Origin of the sequence: Streptomyces sp. NPDC002773 (assembly GCF_040295605.1) — a bacterium.
Taxonomy (GTDB): Bacteria; Actinomycetota; Actinomycetes; order Streptomycetales; family Streptomycetaceae; genus Streptomyces.
Map to the genome: position 1 here is coordinate 172,759 of NZ_JBEOVO010000010.1, position 14,918 is coordinate 187,676.

The following is a 14,918-nucleotide window of genomic DNA, read 5'->3' on the forward strand; positions in this document are numbered from 1 at the left end:
CCACCCGCGCGGGGCGACCGTGGACCGGCGCAGGGGCTCGCTACTTCGCGGCGGAGCCGGCCTTGCCGAAGCGGGCCTCGAAGCGGGCCACGCGGCCGCCGGTGTCGAGGATCTTCTGCTTGCCCGTGTAGAACGGGTGGCACTCGGAGCAGACCTCGGCACGGATGGTGCCCTCGGTCAGGGTGCTCCGGGTGGTGAACGACGCGCCGCAGGTGCAGCTGACCTGGGTCTCGACGTACTCGGGGTGGATCTCGCGCTTCAAGGTGTCTCCTAGTTTCGGGAGGGCTCCGGGTCGCCGCCGCGGGTTGCAGGCAACGTGAACCGGGGCCGACGTACCAGTCTGCCAGGACCGGCCGTATCTCCCAAAACCGGGGTCGGGCCGGAAGTATTCCTGAGGCCTACCGGGGCTGCTGCACGACGCCGCCGGCCTTGCCGGTGGCCGCGTCCTTCGTCGCCGTGGCGGGAATCGGCCGGTCGTTCTTCAGCGCCGTCCAGACCTGCCGTGCCTGGGCTTCCAGGGGTATGACGCGGTTGCGGTCCCGGGGGTCGTACTCGACGGGCAGGGTGGCCATGTGGACGTCCTGGGCGCCGATGCCGGAGAGGCCCTTCGCGAAGCCCATCAGCTCCTGGACCGAGTCGAGTTCGGAGTCGGGGGTGATGGCCTTGGTGGCGGCGTCGGCGAGGTCGAGGAGCTTCTTCGGGTTGGTGAGGACGCCGACGTCCTTGACCTGCTCGACGAAGGCCTTCATGAAGGCCTGCTGGAGCTGGATGCGGCCGAGGTCGCTGCCGTCGCCGACGCTCTTGCGGGTGCGGACGAGGCCGAGGGACTGCTCGCCGTCGAGGGTGTGGGTGCCCGGGGCGAGGTCGAGGTGGCTCTTGTCGTCCTTGATGGGCGCGGTGGTGGTGATCTCCACCCCGCCGAGTTCGTCGATGAGCTTCTTGAAGCCGGTGAAGTCGACCTCGACGTAGTGGTCCATGCGGATGCCGGACATCGTCTCGACGGTCTTGACGGCGCAGGCGGGGCCGCCGACCTCGTACGCCGTGTTGAACATGGCGCGCTGCTCGCCGGCGACGGTGGCGCCCTGGTCGCCGGTGCACGTGGGCCGGGTGACGAGGGTGTCGCGCGGTATGGAGACGACGCTCGCCTTCTTGCGGCCCTCGTGGACGTGGACGACCATCGCGGTGTCGGAGCGGGCGCCGCCCTCGTCCTTGCCGTAGGTGTCGTTGTCGCCGGAGCGCGAGTCGGAGCCGAGGACGAGGATGTCCATGGAGCCGTCGTCGACGTCGTCGGGGCGGTCGTTGCCCAGCTGGGCGTTGATGTCGACGGCGTCGATGTTGCCGTCGAGGGAGAGGTACACGTATCCGAGTCCCGCGCCCCCGAGGACGAGGACCGCGGCGGCCCCCGCGACGAGGATCGCCGGGCCCCGGCGTCGCTTGGCGGGCGGCTTGCGGCGGCTGCCGCTTCCCGCGCCGCCTATTCGGCCGCTCTTGCTCTGCTCGGTCATCGTCTTCCTTCGGCCCTCGGTTCACCATGTGTGACGGCGAAGCACCCGAAAGAGTTGCATAGGGACCTGTGAGGTTTCGGTGAGCGGCGGCGGAGACAGCACTGCGCCCACCGTGCGGGGCACGGTGGGCGCAGTGGTTCACGCAGGTCACGGCGGGGGCACGGGCACGGGGCCCGGGTCTCGTCGTGTGACGCAGGTCTCGCGTCAGTCGTCGTTCTTGCCGCCAGGCGTCGTCTTCTGGATCTGGAGCAGGAACTCGCCGTTCGACTTCGTCTGCTTCATCTTGTCGAGCAGCAGCTCGATCGCCTGCTGCTGGTCGAGCGCGTGCAGCACGCGACGCAGCTTCCAGGTGACGGCGAGCTCGTCGGCGCCGAGCAGGATCTCTTCCTTACGGGTACCGGACGCGTCGACGTCCACCGCCGGGAAGATGCGCTTGTCGGCGAGCTTCCGGTCGAGCTTGAGCTCCATGTTGCCGGTGCCCTTGAACTCCTCGAAGATCACCTCGTCCATGCGCGAACCGGTGTCGACCAGCGCGGTCGCGAGGATGGTCAGCGAGCCGCCGTCCTCGATGTTGCGCGCGGCACCGAAGAAGCGCTTCGGCGGGTAGAGCGCGGTCGAGTCGACACCACCGGACAGGATGCGGCCGGAGGCCGGCGCCGCGAGGTTGTACGCGCGGCCCAGGCGGGTGATCGAGTCGAGCAGGACGACCACGTCGTGACCCAGCTCCACGAGACGCTTGGCGCGCTCGATGGCCAGCTCGGCAACCGTGGTGTGGTCCTCGGCCGGACGGTCGAAGGTCGAGGAGATGACCTCGCCCTTGACCGACCGCTGCATGTCGGTGACCTCTTCCGGACGCTCGTCGACCAGGACGACCATCAGGTGGCACTCGGGGTTGTTGGTGGTGATCGCGTTGGCGATCGCCTGCATGATCATGGTCTTGCCGGTCTTCGGCGGAGCCACGATCAGACCGCGCTGGCCCTTGCCGATCGGCGACACGAGGTCGATGATCCGCGTGGTCAGCACGCCCGGGTCGGTCTCCAGACGGAGCCGGTCCTGGGGGTAGAGCGGGGTCAACTTGTTGAACTCGGGGCGGCCGCGGCCGGAGTCGGCCGCCATGCCGTTCGCGGAGTCCAGGCGGACCAGCGCGTTGAACTTCTCGCGGCGCTCGCCCTCCTTCGGCTGCCGCACGGCGCCGGTGACGTGGTCACCCTTGCGCAGACCGTTCTTGCGGACCTGGGCGAGGGAGACGTACACGTCGTTCGGACCGGGCAGGTAGCCCGAGGTCCGGATGAACGCGTAGTTGTCGAGGATGTCCAGGATGCCCGCGACGGGGATCAGGACGTCGTCGTCCGCGACCTGCGGCTCGCCGGCCTGGAAGTCGTCACGCCCGCGGCGTCCGCGGCGGTCGCGGTAACGACCGCGGCGCCCGCGACGGCCGCCCTCGTCGTCGTAGTCGTCCTGCGGACCGGCCTGCTGGCCGCCGCCCTGCTGACCCTGGCCCTGGACCTGCTGGCCCTGGCCGCCGCCCTGCTGGCCCTGGCCCTGGCCGCCCTGGCGCTGACGCTGGCCGCCCTGGCCACCGCCCTGCTGCTCGTCGCCCTTGCCGCGGTCGCGCTGACGGTCACGGCGGTCACGGCGCTCGCCGCGCTCCCCGCGCTCGCCCCGCTCGCCGCGGTCACGGCGGCCACGGCCCTCGGCGCCGTCGACGGCGGCCTCGGCCTTGGTGTCCGTCCCCGCGTCGGCCTTGGCCTCGGTACGGGTCTCGGTGCGGGCCTCGGTACGGGCCTCGGTCTTCACGGCCTGCGCGGCCTCGGCCTTGGCCTCGCCGTCCGGCGAACCGGCCGGGGCGGTGGCCCGACGACGACGGCGCTCACCGGCCGGCTGGTCGTCGGACGCCGGCTGGCCCGGGATGTCGATCTGCTGCTGGGCGACGGCCTTCTCGGCCTTGTCCACCTTGGGCTCGGTGGCCTCGGCAGCGGTCTCGCCCGTACGGGTCTTGGCGGTGGCGCGGCGCTTCGGCTTGGTCTCGGCGGCGTCGGCGGCCTTGGCGGGGGCGGCGGAACCGCCACCGGCCTGCGCCTCCTTGATGACCTCGATCAGCTGGCTCTTGCGCATCCGCGCGGTGCCCCTGATGCCGAGGCCGGACGCGACCTGCTGCAGCTCGGCCAGGACCATGCCGTCGAGGCCGGTGCCGGAGCGGCGGCGCCGTGCGGTGCCGCCGGTGGCAGCACCTGCGGCGGGCGCGGCGGTGTCGACACTGCTGTCGGCAGTCACGCCCATCAGATCGGTGGTGTCGCTCACGAAGGGTCCTTCCCTGGAGCGGACGTCGGCCATCTGGCTCGGCGACCGGTTGTGCTGTCCGGCAGCGGTCCCATGTGGGTGGACCGTGTCCGGGGCGGTGGTCCCGCCGGGTACGGCGGAGAGAGAAACGTGCTGGGGTCCGGCCCGAGCGCCCCCTGCTCGGCCCTCACTGCAGAAGAGCGAGGGGTGTCGTGCCGGTTCCGGAGCGTGCTCGAAACTGCTCAGGCAGGCTGCTCAGGCAGTCGGGGAGGCTCCCGGAAGAAAGGGTGGTCCCTGAGGGGACACTCCGCACCGCTCCACAAAGAGGTCAGGTGCAGACTTGAGGTTAACACTACCGGCTCCAACAAACATTCCCCCTCTCCCTCACCGGCAATCTCCTGTCCCGGACGCTGCCCGGCGTCCGGTCCGCGGCGCCTAGGGCGCCAGCGGCAGGACGGCCGCTCCGGCGGCGTCGAGGTCGAGCCGGTTCGCGGCCCAGCCCTCGCCCGCCAGTCGGGAGACCTTGTCGGCCGTACCGTGTTCGGCCAGCGCGAGCACCGTGGGGCCCGCGCCGGAGATGACCGCGGGGACGCCGTCCGCCCGCAGCCGGTTCACGAGGGCGAGGCTCTCCGGCATCGCGGGTCCCCGGTACTCCTGGTGCAGCCGGTCCTCGGTGGCCGCGAGCAGCAGCTCGGGGCGGCGGGTCAGGGCCTCGACGAGGAGAGCGGCACGCCCGGCGTTGGCCGCGGCGTCCACGTGCGGGACGGTACGCGGAAGAAGGCCGCGGGCGGTCTCGGTGAGCACCGGCTTCCCGGGGACGAAAACCACCGGAACGATGGAATCGGAGGGGTCCATCCTGATCGCCCGCGCGGCGCCGGACTCGGTCCAGGCGAGCGTGAATCCGCCGAGCAGACAGGCGGCGACGTTGTCGGGGTGGCCCTCGATCTCGGTGGCGAGTTCGAGCAGGGCGGCCTCGTCGAGCTTGGCGTCCCCGCCTATCGTCACGGCGCGGGCGGCGACGATACCGGCGCAGATGGCGGCGGAGGAGGAGCCGAGGCCGCGGCCGTGCGGGATGCGGTTGGCGCAGACGACCTCGAGGCCGCGCGGCTGTCCGCCGAGCAGGTCGAAGGCCGTGCGCAGGGAGCGTACGAGCAGGTGGCTCTCGTCGCGCGGGAGCGTCTCGGCACCCTCGCCGGCGATGTCGACGTGCAGCCCGGAGTCGGCGACACGGACGACGACGTCGTCGTAGAGGCCCAGCGACAGGCCGAAGGCGTCGAAGCCCGGCCCGAGATTGGCGCTGGTGGCGGGGACGCGCACCCGTACGGCGGCGGCGCGGAACGCTGGACCGGCCATCTCTCGATGACTCTCCTTGATTGCGGCAACGGGTATGTCAAGCAGGTGTTTCAGACGGGCACTTCACAAGAAGTACACGGGAACCCGGGGGACCGTTTCGGCCTCGGAGGCGACAACGGCGACGACACCGCGCATATGCGTGGGGGCGGGTTCGGTACAGCCTATCGAAGGAAGGTTCTGTGGCGACATAGGGCGCACAGGAGGCGCACGATGCGTGTCGCGGGCCAACCTGTGCGCCTATGTACGTTCCTGATCGGGTTTCGATCAGGGCATTTCCCTGAGCGGGAGGGGTGGGATCAGGCCAGACCGAGGCGCTCGGCGGCGGCGGCCGCGTCGACCGGGACGGTGACCGGCTGCGGCGCGCCGGCGACGGCCCAGTCGGGGTCCTTGAGCCCGTTGCCGGTGACCGTGCACACGATCTTCTGGCCGGGGTCGACCTTGCCCTGCTCGGCGGCCTTCAGCAGACCGGCGACCGAAGCGGCCGACGCGGGCTCGACGAAGACGCCCTCCTGAGCGGCCAACAGGCGGTAGGCGCGCAGGATCTCACGGTCCGTCACCTCGTCGATGAAGCCGCCCGACTCGTCGCGCGCGGCGATCGCGTAGTCCCACGAGGCCGGGTTGCCGATACGGATCGCGGTGGCGATCGTCGACGGGTCCTTGACGACCTCGCCGCGCACGAGTGGGGCGGAACCGGAGGCCTGGAAGCCCCACATGCGCGGGCGGTGCGTGGAGAGCCCGTCCTTGGCGTACTCGGAGTACCCCTTCCAGTACGCCGTGATGTTGCCGGCGTTGCCGACGGGCAGGACGTGGATGTCGGGGGCGTCGCCGAGCATGTCCACGATCTCGAAGGCGGCGGTCTTCTGGCCCTCGATACGGACCGGGTTGACCGAATTGACCAGCGCCACCGGGTAGTTCTCGGAGAGGCCGCGGGCCAGGGTCAGGCAGTCGTCGAAGTTGCCGTCGACCTGGAGGATCTTCGCGCCGTGCACGAGGGCCTGGCCCATCTTGCCGAGCGCGATCTTGCCCTGCGGCACGAGCACGGCGCAGACCATGCCGGCGCGTACCGCGTAGGCCGCCGCCGAGGCGGAGGTGTTGCCGGTGGAGGCGCAGATCACGGCCTGCGCGCCCTCCTCCTTGGCCCTGGTGATGGCCATGGTCATGCCCCGGTCCTTGAAGGAGCCGGTGGGGTTGGCGCCCTCGACCTTGAGGTGCACCTCGCAGCCCGTGCGCTCGGAGAGGACCTGAGCGGGAACGAGCGGCGTACCGCCCTCACGGAGCGTGACGACCGGCGTCGTGTCCGTGACCGGAAGGCGGTCCCGGTACTCCTCGATGATGCCGCGCCACTGGTGGGTGCCCTTGCTGGTCATGGGTCCTTTACTCCCCTTCAACACGCATGATGCTGGCGACACCGCGCACGGTGTCGAGCTTGCGCAGCGCCTCGACGGTCCCGGAAAGGGCGGCGTCGGGCGCGCGGTGGGTGACGACGACGAGAGAGGCCTCGCCGTCTCCGTCCTGTCGAACGTGCTGGCGCACCGTGTCGATGGACACTCCGTGCTCGGCGAAGACCGTCGCCACCTGGGCGAGGACGCCCGGCTTGTCGGCCACGTCGAGGCTGATGTGGTACCGCGTCACGACCTCGCCCATGGAGCTCACGGGCAGCTGGGTGTACGCGGACTCACCGGGGCCGTTGGCCTCGTTGAGCTTGTTGCGGCACACGGCGACGAGGTCGCCGAGGACGGCGGAGGCGGTCGGAGCGCCGCCGGCGCCGGGGCCGTAGAACATGAGCTGCCCGGCCGCGTCCGCCTCGACGAAGACCGCGTTGTACGCCTCGCGCACGGAGGCGAGCGGGTGGCTGAGCGGGATCATCGCGGGGTGCACGCGCGCGGTGACGGAGCCGCCGTCGGCGGCCCGCTCGCAGATGGCGAGCAGCTTGATGGTGCAACCCATCTGCCGGGCGGAGGCGAAGTCGGCGGCGGTGACCTCGGTCATGCCCTCGCGGTAGACGTCGTCGAGGCGTACGCGCGTGTGGAAGGCGATTCCGGCGAGGATGGCGGCCTTGGCGGCGGCGTCGAAGCCCTCGACGTCGGCGGTCGGGTCGGCCTCGGCGTAACCGAGGGCGGTGGCCTCGTCGAGCGCCTCGCTGTACCCGGCGCCCGAGGTGTCCATCTTGTCGAGGATGAAGTTCGTCGTCCCGTTGACGATGCCCATGACCCGGTTGATCTTGTCGCCGGCGAGGGACTCGCGCAGCGGCCGGATCAGCGGGATGGCGCCGGCGACGGCGGCCTCGTAGTAGAGGTCCTGGCCGTGCTTCTCGGCGGCTGCGTAGAGGTTCGCGCCGTCCTGGGCGAGCAGCGCCTTGTTCGCCGAGACGACGGAGGCGCCGTGCTCGAAGGCGGTGGTGATGAGGGTGCGGGCCGGCTCGACCCCGCCGATGACCTCGACGACGACGTCGACGTCGTCCCGTTTGACCAGGGCGGTGGCGTCGGTGGTGATCAGCTCCGCGGGGATGCCCTCGCGGACCTTGTCCGGGCGGCGGACCGCCACGCCGGCGAGCTCGACCGGGGCGCCGATGCGCGCGGCGAGGTCGTCGGCGTGCGTCGTCATGATGCGCGCCACCTCTGAGCCGACCACTCCACAGCCCAGCAGCGCCACCTTCAGCGGACGCGTACGCATCATCCGACCTCTTTCTCGTCCTACTTCGTATCTCTACGGTCGTATCTCTACGGTTCTCCGCGGCTTACCACCGGTGGAACCAGTCTCACTCACCGGACGGGGGTTTCCGCCCTCCGTCCGGATCCTGAGACATCTATTTCATCACTCGGCCATCTCTGGACTATTTCATCATCCGACGTCGAGACGCAGGAGATCTTCCTCCGTCTCGCGCCGCACGATCACCCGTGCCTCGCCGTCCCGGACGGCGACGACGGGCGGCCGGAGCGCGTGGTTGTAGTTGCTGGCCATGGAGCGGCAGTACGCGCCGGTGGCCGGCACGGCGACGAGGTCGCCGGGCGCCAGGTCCGAGGGCAGGAAGGCGTCCCGTACGACGATGTCGCCGCTCTCGCAGTGCTTGCCGACGACCCGGGTGAGCATCGGGGCGGCGTCAGTCGTGCGCGAGACGAGGCTGACGCTGTACTCGGCGTCGTAGAGGGCGGTACGGATGTTGTCCGACATACCGCCGTCGACGCTCACGTACGTCCGCAGCCCTTCGAGCGGCTTGATGGTGCCGACCCGGTAGAGGGTGAAGGCGGTCGGTCCGACGATGGCCCGGCCGGGCTCGACGGAGATCCGGGGCGTACGGAGGCCGGCGGCCTCGCACTCCCTGCTCACGATCTCGTTGAGGGCCTTGGCGATCTCGTGCGGCTCGCGCGGGTCGTCCTCGGAGGTGTACGCGATGCCGAGGCCGCCGCCGAGGTCGATCTCGGGCAGCTCGACGCCGTGCTCGTCGCGCACCTCGGCGAGCAGCTGGACGACGCGGCGCGCGGAGACCTCGAAGCCGGCCATGTCGAAGATCTGCGAGCCGATGTGCGAGTGGATCCCGATGAGCTCGAGCCCGTCGAGCTTGAGGGCCCTGCGCACCGCCTCCGCGGCCTGCCCGCCGGCGAGGGCGAGGCCGAACTTCTGGTCCTCGTGGGCGGTGGCGATGAACTCGTGGGTGTGCGCCTCGACGCCGACCGTCACCCGGATCTGCACGGGCTGGCGCTTGCCGAGGGACTGGGCGATGTGGGCGACGCGGGCGATCTCCTGGAAGGAGTCGAGGACGATGCGCCCCACACCGGCCTCGACGGCCCGGTGGATCTCGTCCTCGCTCTTGTTGTTGCCGTGGAAGGCGATGCGCTCGGCGGGCATGCCGGCGGACAGGGCCGTGACGAGCTCGCCGCCGGAGCACACGTCGAGGTTCAGCCCCTCTTCCTTGAGCCACCGCACGACGGCCCGGGAGAGGAACGCCTTGCCCGCGTAGAAGACGTCGGCGTCCGCGCCGAAGGCCTCGGCCCAGGCGCGGCAGCGGGCGCGGAAGTCGGTCTCGTCGAGGAAGTAGGCGGGCGTGCCGAACTCCTCGGCGAGCGCGTCGACCCCGATGCCGCCGACGGTGGCGACCCCGCGCTCGTCCCTGGCGACGGTCCGGGACCACACCTTCGGGTCGAGGGCGTTGAGGTCGGCGGGGGGCGCCGAGTAGTGGCCCTCGGGGAGGACGTCGGCGTGACGGGGCCCTGCGGGGTGGGCGGAACGGCTCATGTCTGCTCTGCTCTTTCAGATCCGGTCGGGTGCGCTGATGCCGAGCACGGAGAGGCCACCGGCGAGCACCGTCCCGGCGGCTTCGGCGAGCGCCAGCCGGGAACGGTGGGCGGCCGAGGGTTTCTCGTCGCCGAGCGGCAGGACGGTGTGCTGGAACGCGAGCAGCGCGTCGGCGGTGGCTTCCAGGTGCCGGGCGACCCGGTCGGGGGCGCGGTGGCGGGCGGCGGCGAGGAGGACGGCGGGGTGGTCGCCGAGGGCGCCGAGGAGTGCGGGTGCGTCGATGTCGGTCTCGTACGCGGGTGTGACCCGGAGTTGTTCTCCGTTGACGAGCAGCCTACGCACCCGCGAGTGGGCGTACCGCACCCGGAAGAGGGGGTTGCGCTCGTGCTGGACGAGGAGCGGCGGCCCGTCGAGGGGCCGGTCCTGGGGCGCGGGCCGGAGCAGAGCCCAGCGGGCGGCGTCGCTGCCGAGGAAGTCCTCCTGACACTCCCCCGCCCGCACATGAATCCGCTCGTCGCCGCCGAAGCCGGCGTCGGCCCCCTGCGCCCTCAGGAGCCGGACCACGGTGCGGGTCACGAGCGAGGCGCGTGACTCGGCCGGCTCGGCGAACCGCACGACGGTCCCGGCGAGGTCGGTGCCGCTCCCGTACGCGTCCCCGGCGGCACGGATCGCCCGCACGAGCTCGGCACCGGCGTCGCGGCGCAGACTGAAGTTCAGGAAACCGGGCCCGGTGATCTCGACCCCGCGGAGCCCGGGCGCGTCACGGAGCCGTTCCTCCAGGATCCCGGCGACGTCGAGGGCGCTGCGACCGGCGGACCGGGCGAGCACGAGGGCGACATTGGAGGCGTACTCCCCCGCACCACCGGGCCGGGCCCGCTCGACCTTCACCAACGGGGGCACGTCGACCCGCAGCGCACCGTCGTCGACCGCGCGGCGCACGGCGTGCAGCACGGTGAGGGAGAGGTCCGCGGGGGTCACGGGTCAAGCCTAGGGGAGGAGGGGGGTCGAAACGCGAACCGGTTTCGGCATGCGGGCAGGGGGGTGGGTGTGAAGGGGCGTGCTGTGGGTCACGGGGGCCACCGGCGAGGGAGTGGTCACCTCGCTCCGCGTCCGACTCAGCGCAGCCCGCGCGCGCTCCTCGCGCGTCGGATCTCCTGCTCCTGCTGTTCCTGCAATTCCTGCCGTTGCTGCCGTACGTCGACTGCGGCCGGTTCCTCTCCCGCGTCGGGCCCGGCCCCCTCCGGCCGCTCACGCCGCTCGCGGTGCATCAGCTGGCGGACCACGCGGACGAGCTCGGCGGGCTCGAAGGGCTTGGCGAGGAAGGCGTCGACCCGGGGCACGGACCCACCGGCGACCTCGTGCTCACCGCAGGCGCTGATGATCGCGACCGGCAGATCACTGGTCCGCGGATCGGCCCGCAGCCGCTCGGCCGTCCTGATCCCGTCCAGTCGGGGCATGACGACGTCCAGGGTGACGACATCAGGACGAACCCGATGTACGACATCCAGACACTCGGCACCATCGGCCGCGGTCACGACCTCGAACCCCTCGAGTTCGAGATTGACCCTGATCAACTGCCGGATCACCTTGTTGTCGTCGACAACGAGCACCCGACCGGACACGCCTGACACACGAACGAGAGTAGGCCGCCCCGAACGGCCGCGTCCGGGTTTTACCCACTTCTTACCCGTGCGAGGGACCCACCCCCTGGTGACACCCCGGAAATACCTGTTCACAGCCACTCCCAGAGAGCTGGTAGGGTTCTACCCGTCGCCGCCAAACGCGACAACGCCCCCGTAGCTCAGGGGATAGAGCAACGGCCTCCGGAGCCGTGTGCGCAGGTTCGAATCCTGCCGGGGGCACTTCCGGACAGAGGGTCTGATCAGCGGAAACGCTGGTCAGGCCCTTTCTCGTACATGCCGAAACGTAAACGGTCTTTCGGCCGTTGATTCCTGCTGGCGCGTCGTGGCACGACCAGGTCAGCCGCGCCACTCGACCAGGACAAGTGTGGCGTCGTCGGAGGTGGTCTCGCCGTGACGGCCAGGACTCCGGCCTGGTCGCCACCGTCGAGCAGTGGTACGTGGACGCGTACTCGGTCGGCCGTCGCGAGCTCGACTGGACGCGAGGTGAGGAAGCACCGGCCGGCGTCCGAGTGGTCGATGAGCTGTGGCTCGCCGCCCGCCAGCCCTGCGCCGGGCAGGGGGATCAGCCTCTGCTCCCGTAGTCCCGGAGCAGGATCTCGGGGTCGCGGCCCCCCAGACGGCCAAGCGTGTCGGCGACGGCAGGTCCGACCAGGTGGGGTGGCATCTCGTGCGCGTGGTTCAGGATCGCGCCGAGGACCCTCTCCCCGAAGCTCTCCGAGCGATCCGGAGCCCCGGCCGATCAGGGTCCCCGAACCGTCCGACGGTCATCCCGTTGCCTCCGACCGGGCGGCGTGACCTCGTCCGGCGCCGCCGTTTGGATCCGGTGTCGAGGACGCACGGCGAGCGAGTACCGGCGGGACGCACCAGCGATGTGACCTCCAGGATGCTCTTGCGCCGAAGATCACGCCACGCGGTCACTCCTGGTCAGGGCCGGCCCCTGGGGACCGGTCGGTGGTGCCTCTGCCGCTCGTGGAGCGTCGCCACGACCGCGTCGCGCGGTGCGACCGACCGGATCAGAATTCCTCGGCGTGCGGTCCCGTGCCGGTCGAAGCCCTGCTGGTGGCGAGCCAGGAGCGGACCGGCCCGGCGATGGTCTCGGTATCGACGGTGAGGTGGAGCCGTGTGCCGCCGCCCGGGAGGGGATAGCTGCGCTGCTCCGTCCCTGCGAAGCACCGGCGGACCACTTCGGCGACCGCGCGGGCGGCCTCGGGGGTGGCCGCGACGATACGGACTTCGGCGTGCCCCGCCTGCGGCAGGGGGGTCTCATTCTCGGCGGGGTCCAAGGCGGCGTGTTCCCTTCGGGGCGGAGCGAGAGGCCGGCGGGCGGGTCGCCCCGGGTGTTACGAGCGCGCCGGATGCCGCGGGGTGGGGGGTGCGGTCCGCCGTTCCGCCGGGGCGGTGGTCATGGTCCGGCGGCCTGCGGTGCTGTGCGCGTCCTCGGCACCGGAGGGAGGCGACAGGGGTTCCCGCGCGGGGCGGGAACGGCTACCAGTAGTGCCGGCGTCCGCCGACCTGGCGTCCGACGGATCCCAGGATCCACAGGACGACGCCGATGACGATCAGGATGATCCCGATGGTCCACAGAATGGTCAGACTGGCCACGTATCCGATGACCAGCAGGATGATTCCGATGACGATCATGATGTCCACCGATTTCCCGGAGTGGTTCCAGGCGTCTGATGACAGGATAGATCCGCCGTGGGCCTCGGGCGACGGCTCCCGGGGCGGGACGGCCCCGCCATGGACGAGGAGAAGGACCTGCTCGTGGTCGGCCGGGCGCAGGAAACGGCCGGTGCCTGGGCGGCAGCATGGCGTCGAAGACGAGAAAGTCGTCACGGCGGTCGTCACAACGGCCCCGGCGCATTCACTCCACCAGGGCCGCCCTTCCGGATCGCCGCACGTGAGAGTGCTCGACCCTGATTCCACCGTACGACTTCGGGACGGTTGGGACCAGCAGGAAGAGCGGGTTGCCGAGTCGAACGCTCCGGGCGACGGCCGAGGGTCAGGTCCGGATGCTCGTGCGCCTGCGGCCGGGGGCCTGCCCCGACGAACTGCCGGGACCGTGGCCGGGTGGGCGGGCCGTGGCCGGGTAGGGGTCGCTGAAGTGGTGGGCCGCGATGCGTGCGCCGTGCTGGGCATTGAGCCGGTGGATCAGGAACAGGCCGAGCACGATCAGGAAGGCGCCCGCCGCGAGCGTGATCAGGATCTCCATGACGTCACCTCCGCCTGTTTCCCGGCAGGGGGATCATCCGTGCCCCGACGGCCGGGTGCCGTACGGGCGGCTGGCCGGCCCCGCCGTCGGTCTCCCAGGAGTCCTCGCGGCTTCGGGCGTCCCGCGTACGGCGGCTGGTCGCGGTGTCGCCGGACATCAGTACGCCGACGGTGAGGGCGCCGCCGGGGACGGCGGCAGCGGCCATGAGCCGTGCTGCCGCGGCGGGTTCGGTCCCGGGCGGGATCACCAGCAGGTCGCAGCGGCCGACGGTGTAGGAGAGCAGGATCATCTTGTCGGGATCCTGTTCGGTGAACCAACCCACGTGCACGGTGTGCCCGGTGACGGGAACCTTGTGCGGGACGACGGGCCAGCGAGTGGGGTTCACCGTGACGCGTGTGATGCGTCCGAAGCGGCCCTCCAACGCGTCGACCAGTGACGGGCACCCGGCGCACGTACCGCTTCGTCAACAACAACGACACCGTCGCCCAGCTCCCCCCGGAACCGGTTTTCCACCACGTCGATGCCCTGCGCTACATCGACTCCAGCGGCACCGTCCGCGACAAGATGCCGGTGGTCGGGGGACTTCCGGACCGAGCGAAGGGCGCCACCGCCGACATGCTCGCTCCCGCCTCCGACGGCGTACGCGAGAAGCCGCGGTCGCCGTACTGGCCGCAGTACTCGCCGGTGACGACCACGATCCGGCCGCTCTCGATGATGGCGATCCGGACCTGGTCGGCGCACCGGACGCAGGCGTCGCGGCTGACCATCTTCAGCGCCGGCAATATCCGCGGGCATCTCCCCCAGCAGATGCGCGACGGCAACGGCCGGCTCGACCACCTGCCGCTCTGCGACCTGTCCGGGATCGAGGAACCCGAGTCTCCGTTCAGCCGGACCTCGGTGGCCCTGACCAACCCTGCCGTCACCAAGCCCGACATCGTCCTGGAAGGCGGCAACCTGCTCGTCGCCACGGACGGCAGCTTCCTGGACCCGCACGAGCTGCTGAGGGTGCCGACGACCCACCACGACGCCGCGCACCAGCTGGCCTGGACCAACGCAACGAGCGCCGCGACCGCCCAGGCAGCGGCCCTCGCCGCCACCGCCATGAGCACCTACCCGGGACTGCGAGCCGAGACGGTCAGCGCCCTGCTCGTCCACGAGGCCCAGTGGACCCCGGCCATGGTCGAGCCCGGCCTGTTCAAGAAGACCGGCTCCCCCAAGCTCGCCAAGGGCGAAGTCGTGCGGCAGGTGATCCGCCGTTACGGATGGGGAGTCCCCACCGCCGACAGGATCCGAAGCAGCGCCTCCCATGCCGTCACGATGATCATCCAGAACACCCTGGTGCCGCTGAAGCGAGCCAAGGGACAGGTTCGGCCGACCGAGCTGAAGCCGCACGAACCGCCCTGGCCGCTTGAGGAGCTGCGCGACCTGACTGAGACCACCGTGGACCTGCGCGTTGGGCGACCTCGGCCGGGTCCGCGCCCGCACCCAGTCAGGTGAACAGGGCCGAGATCGTAGAGGCATGCGGCGAGCGGTACCCCCGGTCCGTCCAACAGCCGGGCGGGGCTGATCAACTCCGCCCCGCACCGAACTTCGAGCACGAGCCGCCCCTGGTGACGCGGGTCACAAATGAACGGCAACCAAACCAAGTGGATCTTGCGGCTTCCTGTGCCGGTTAGCGCTCTTTTTCACCTC

Annotated in this window: 14 protein-coding genes and 1 tRNA gene; 2 read left to right on the forward strand and 13 right to left on the reverse strand. The window is 70.9% G+C overall.

The features are described 5' to 3' along the window. Positions 1-40: 40 nt before the first annotated feature. The 9 genes from rpmE to ABT034_RS15735 form a co-directional block, all read right to left on the reverse strand. Positions 41-262 carry a 50S ribosomal protein L31 gene (gene rpmE / locus ABT034_RS15695; RefSeq protein WP_030210647.1) on the reverse strand — a complete coding sequence of 74 codons (222 nt, stop codon included), beginning with the start codon at positions 260-262 and terminating at the stop codon, positions 41-43. Positions 263-398: 136 nt separating this feature from the next. Beyond that, on the reverse strand, positions 399-1,505 hold the full coding sequence (locus tag ABT034_RS15700; protein WP_351215331.1) for an LCP family protein: 1,107 nt from the start codon (positions 1,503-1,505) through the stop codon (positions 399-401). Positions 1,506-1,709: 204 nt separating this feature from the next. After that, positions 1,710-3,806 carry a transcription termination factor Rho gene (gene rho / locus ABT034_RS15705; protein WP_351215333.1) on the reverse strand — a complete coding sequence of 699 codons (2,097 nt, stop codon included), beginning with the start codon at positions 3,804-3,806 and terminating at the stop codon, positions 1,710-1,712. A gap of 414 nt (positions 3,807-4,220) precedes the next feature. Continuing rightward, a complete protein-coding gene (thrB, locus tag ABT034_RS15710; protein WP_351215335.1) occupies positions 4,221-5,138 on the reverse strand; it encodes a homoserine kinase in 918 nt (305 codons plus the stop codon). 296 nt (positions 5,139-5,434) lie between these two features. Continuing rightward, positions 5,435-6,505, reverse strand: coding sequence for a threonine synthase (gene thrC / locus ABT034_RS15715; protein WP_351215337.1), 1,071 nt, complete (start codon positions 6,503-6,505; stop codon positions 5,435-5,437). A gap of 7 nt (positions 6,506-6,512) precedes the next feature. Further along, positions 6,513-7,811, reverse strand: a complete 1,299-nt coding sequence (locus tag ABT034_RS15720; protein WP_351215404.1) for a homoserine dehydrogenase — start codon at positions 7,809-7,811, stop codon at positions 6,513-6,515. Positions 7,812-7,979: 168 nt separating this feature from the next. Next, positions 7,980-9,371, reverse strand: coding sequence for a diaminopimelate decarboxylase (lysA, locus tag ABT034_RS15725; RefSeq protein ID WP_351215339.1), 1,392 nt, complete (start codon positions 9,369-9,371; stop codon positions 7,980-7,982). Positions 9,372-9,386: 15 nt separating this feature from the next. Continuing rightward, a complete protein-coding gene (gene nrtL / locus ABT034_RS15730) occupies positions 9,387-10,349 on the reverse strand; it encodes an ArgS-related anticodon-binding protein NrtL (protein ID WP_351215341.1) in 963 nt (320 codons plus the stop codon). Positions 10,350-10,486: 137 nt separating this feature from the next. Continuing rightward, positions 10,487-11,002 (reverse strand): response regulator, encoded by a 516-nt coding sequence (locus ABT034_RS15735; protein WP_351215343.1) that lies wholly within the window; start codon positions 11,000-11,002, stop codon positions 10,487-10,489. Positions 11,003-11,161: 159 nt separating this feature from the next. Here ABT034_RS15735 and ABT034_RS15740 point away from each other — a divergent pair. Then, positions 11,162-11,233 (forward strand) — tRNA-Arg (locus ABT034_RS15740). Positions 11,234-12,027: 794 nt separating this feature from the next. Here ABT034_RS15740 and ABT034_RS15745 read toward each other — a convergent pair. The 4 genes from ABT034_RS15745 to ABT034_RS15760 form a co-directional block, all read right to left on the reverse strand. Next, on the reverse strand, positions 12,028-12,297 hold the full coding sequence (locus ABT034_RS15745) for a hypothetical protein (protein WP_351215345.1): 270 nt from the start codon (positions 12,295-12,297) through the stop codon (positions 12,028-12,030). A 202-nt stretch (positions 12,298-12,499) separates the two neighbouring features. Then, entirely contained in the window at positions 12,500-12,655 is a 156-nt protein-coding gene (locus ABT034_RS15750) for a DUF6131 family protein (RefSeq protein ID WP_351215347.1), read from the reverse strand. Positions 12,656-13,016: 361 nt separating this feature from the next. Continuing rightward, positions 13,017-13,226 (reverse strand): hypothetical protein, encoded by a 210-nt coding sequence (locus tag ABT034_RS15755; protein WP_351215349.1) that lies wholly within the window; start codon positions 13,224-13,226, stop codon positions 13,017-13,019. Positions 13,227-13,230: 4 nt separating this feature from the next. After that, on the reverse strand, positions 13,231-13,611 hold the full coding sequence (locus tag ABT034_RS15760; RefSeq protein ID WP_502972931.1) for a DUF5994 family protein: 381 nt from the start codon (positions 13,609-13,611) through the stop codon (positions 13,231-13,233). 47 nt (positions 13,612-13,658) lie between these two features. Between ABT034_RS15760 and ABT034_RS15770 the strand changes: the two genes are divergently transcribed. Next, complete coding sequence (locus tag ABT034_RS15770) at positions 13,659-14,723, forward strand: S8 family serine peptidase (protein ID WP_502972932.1); 1,065 nt, start codon at positions 13,659-13,661, stop codon at positions 14,721-14,723. Positions 14,724-14,918: the final 195 nt, after the last annotated feature.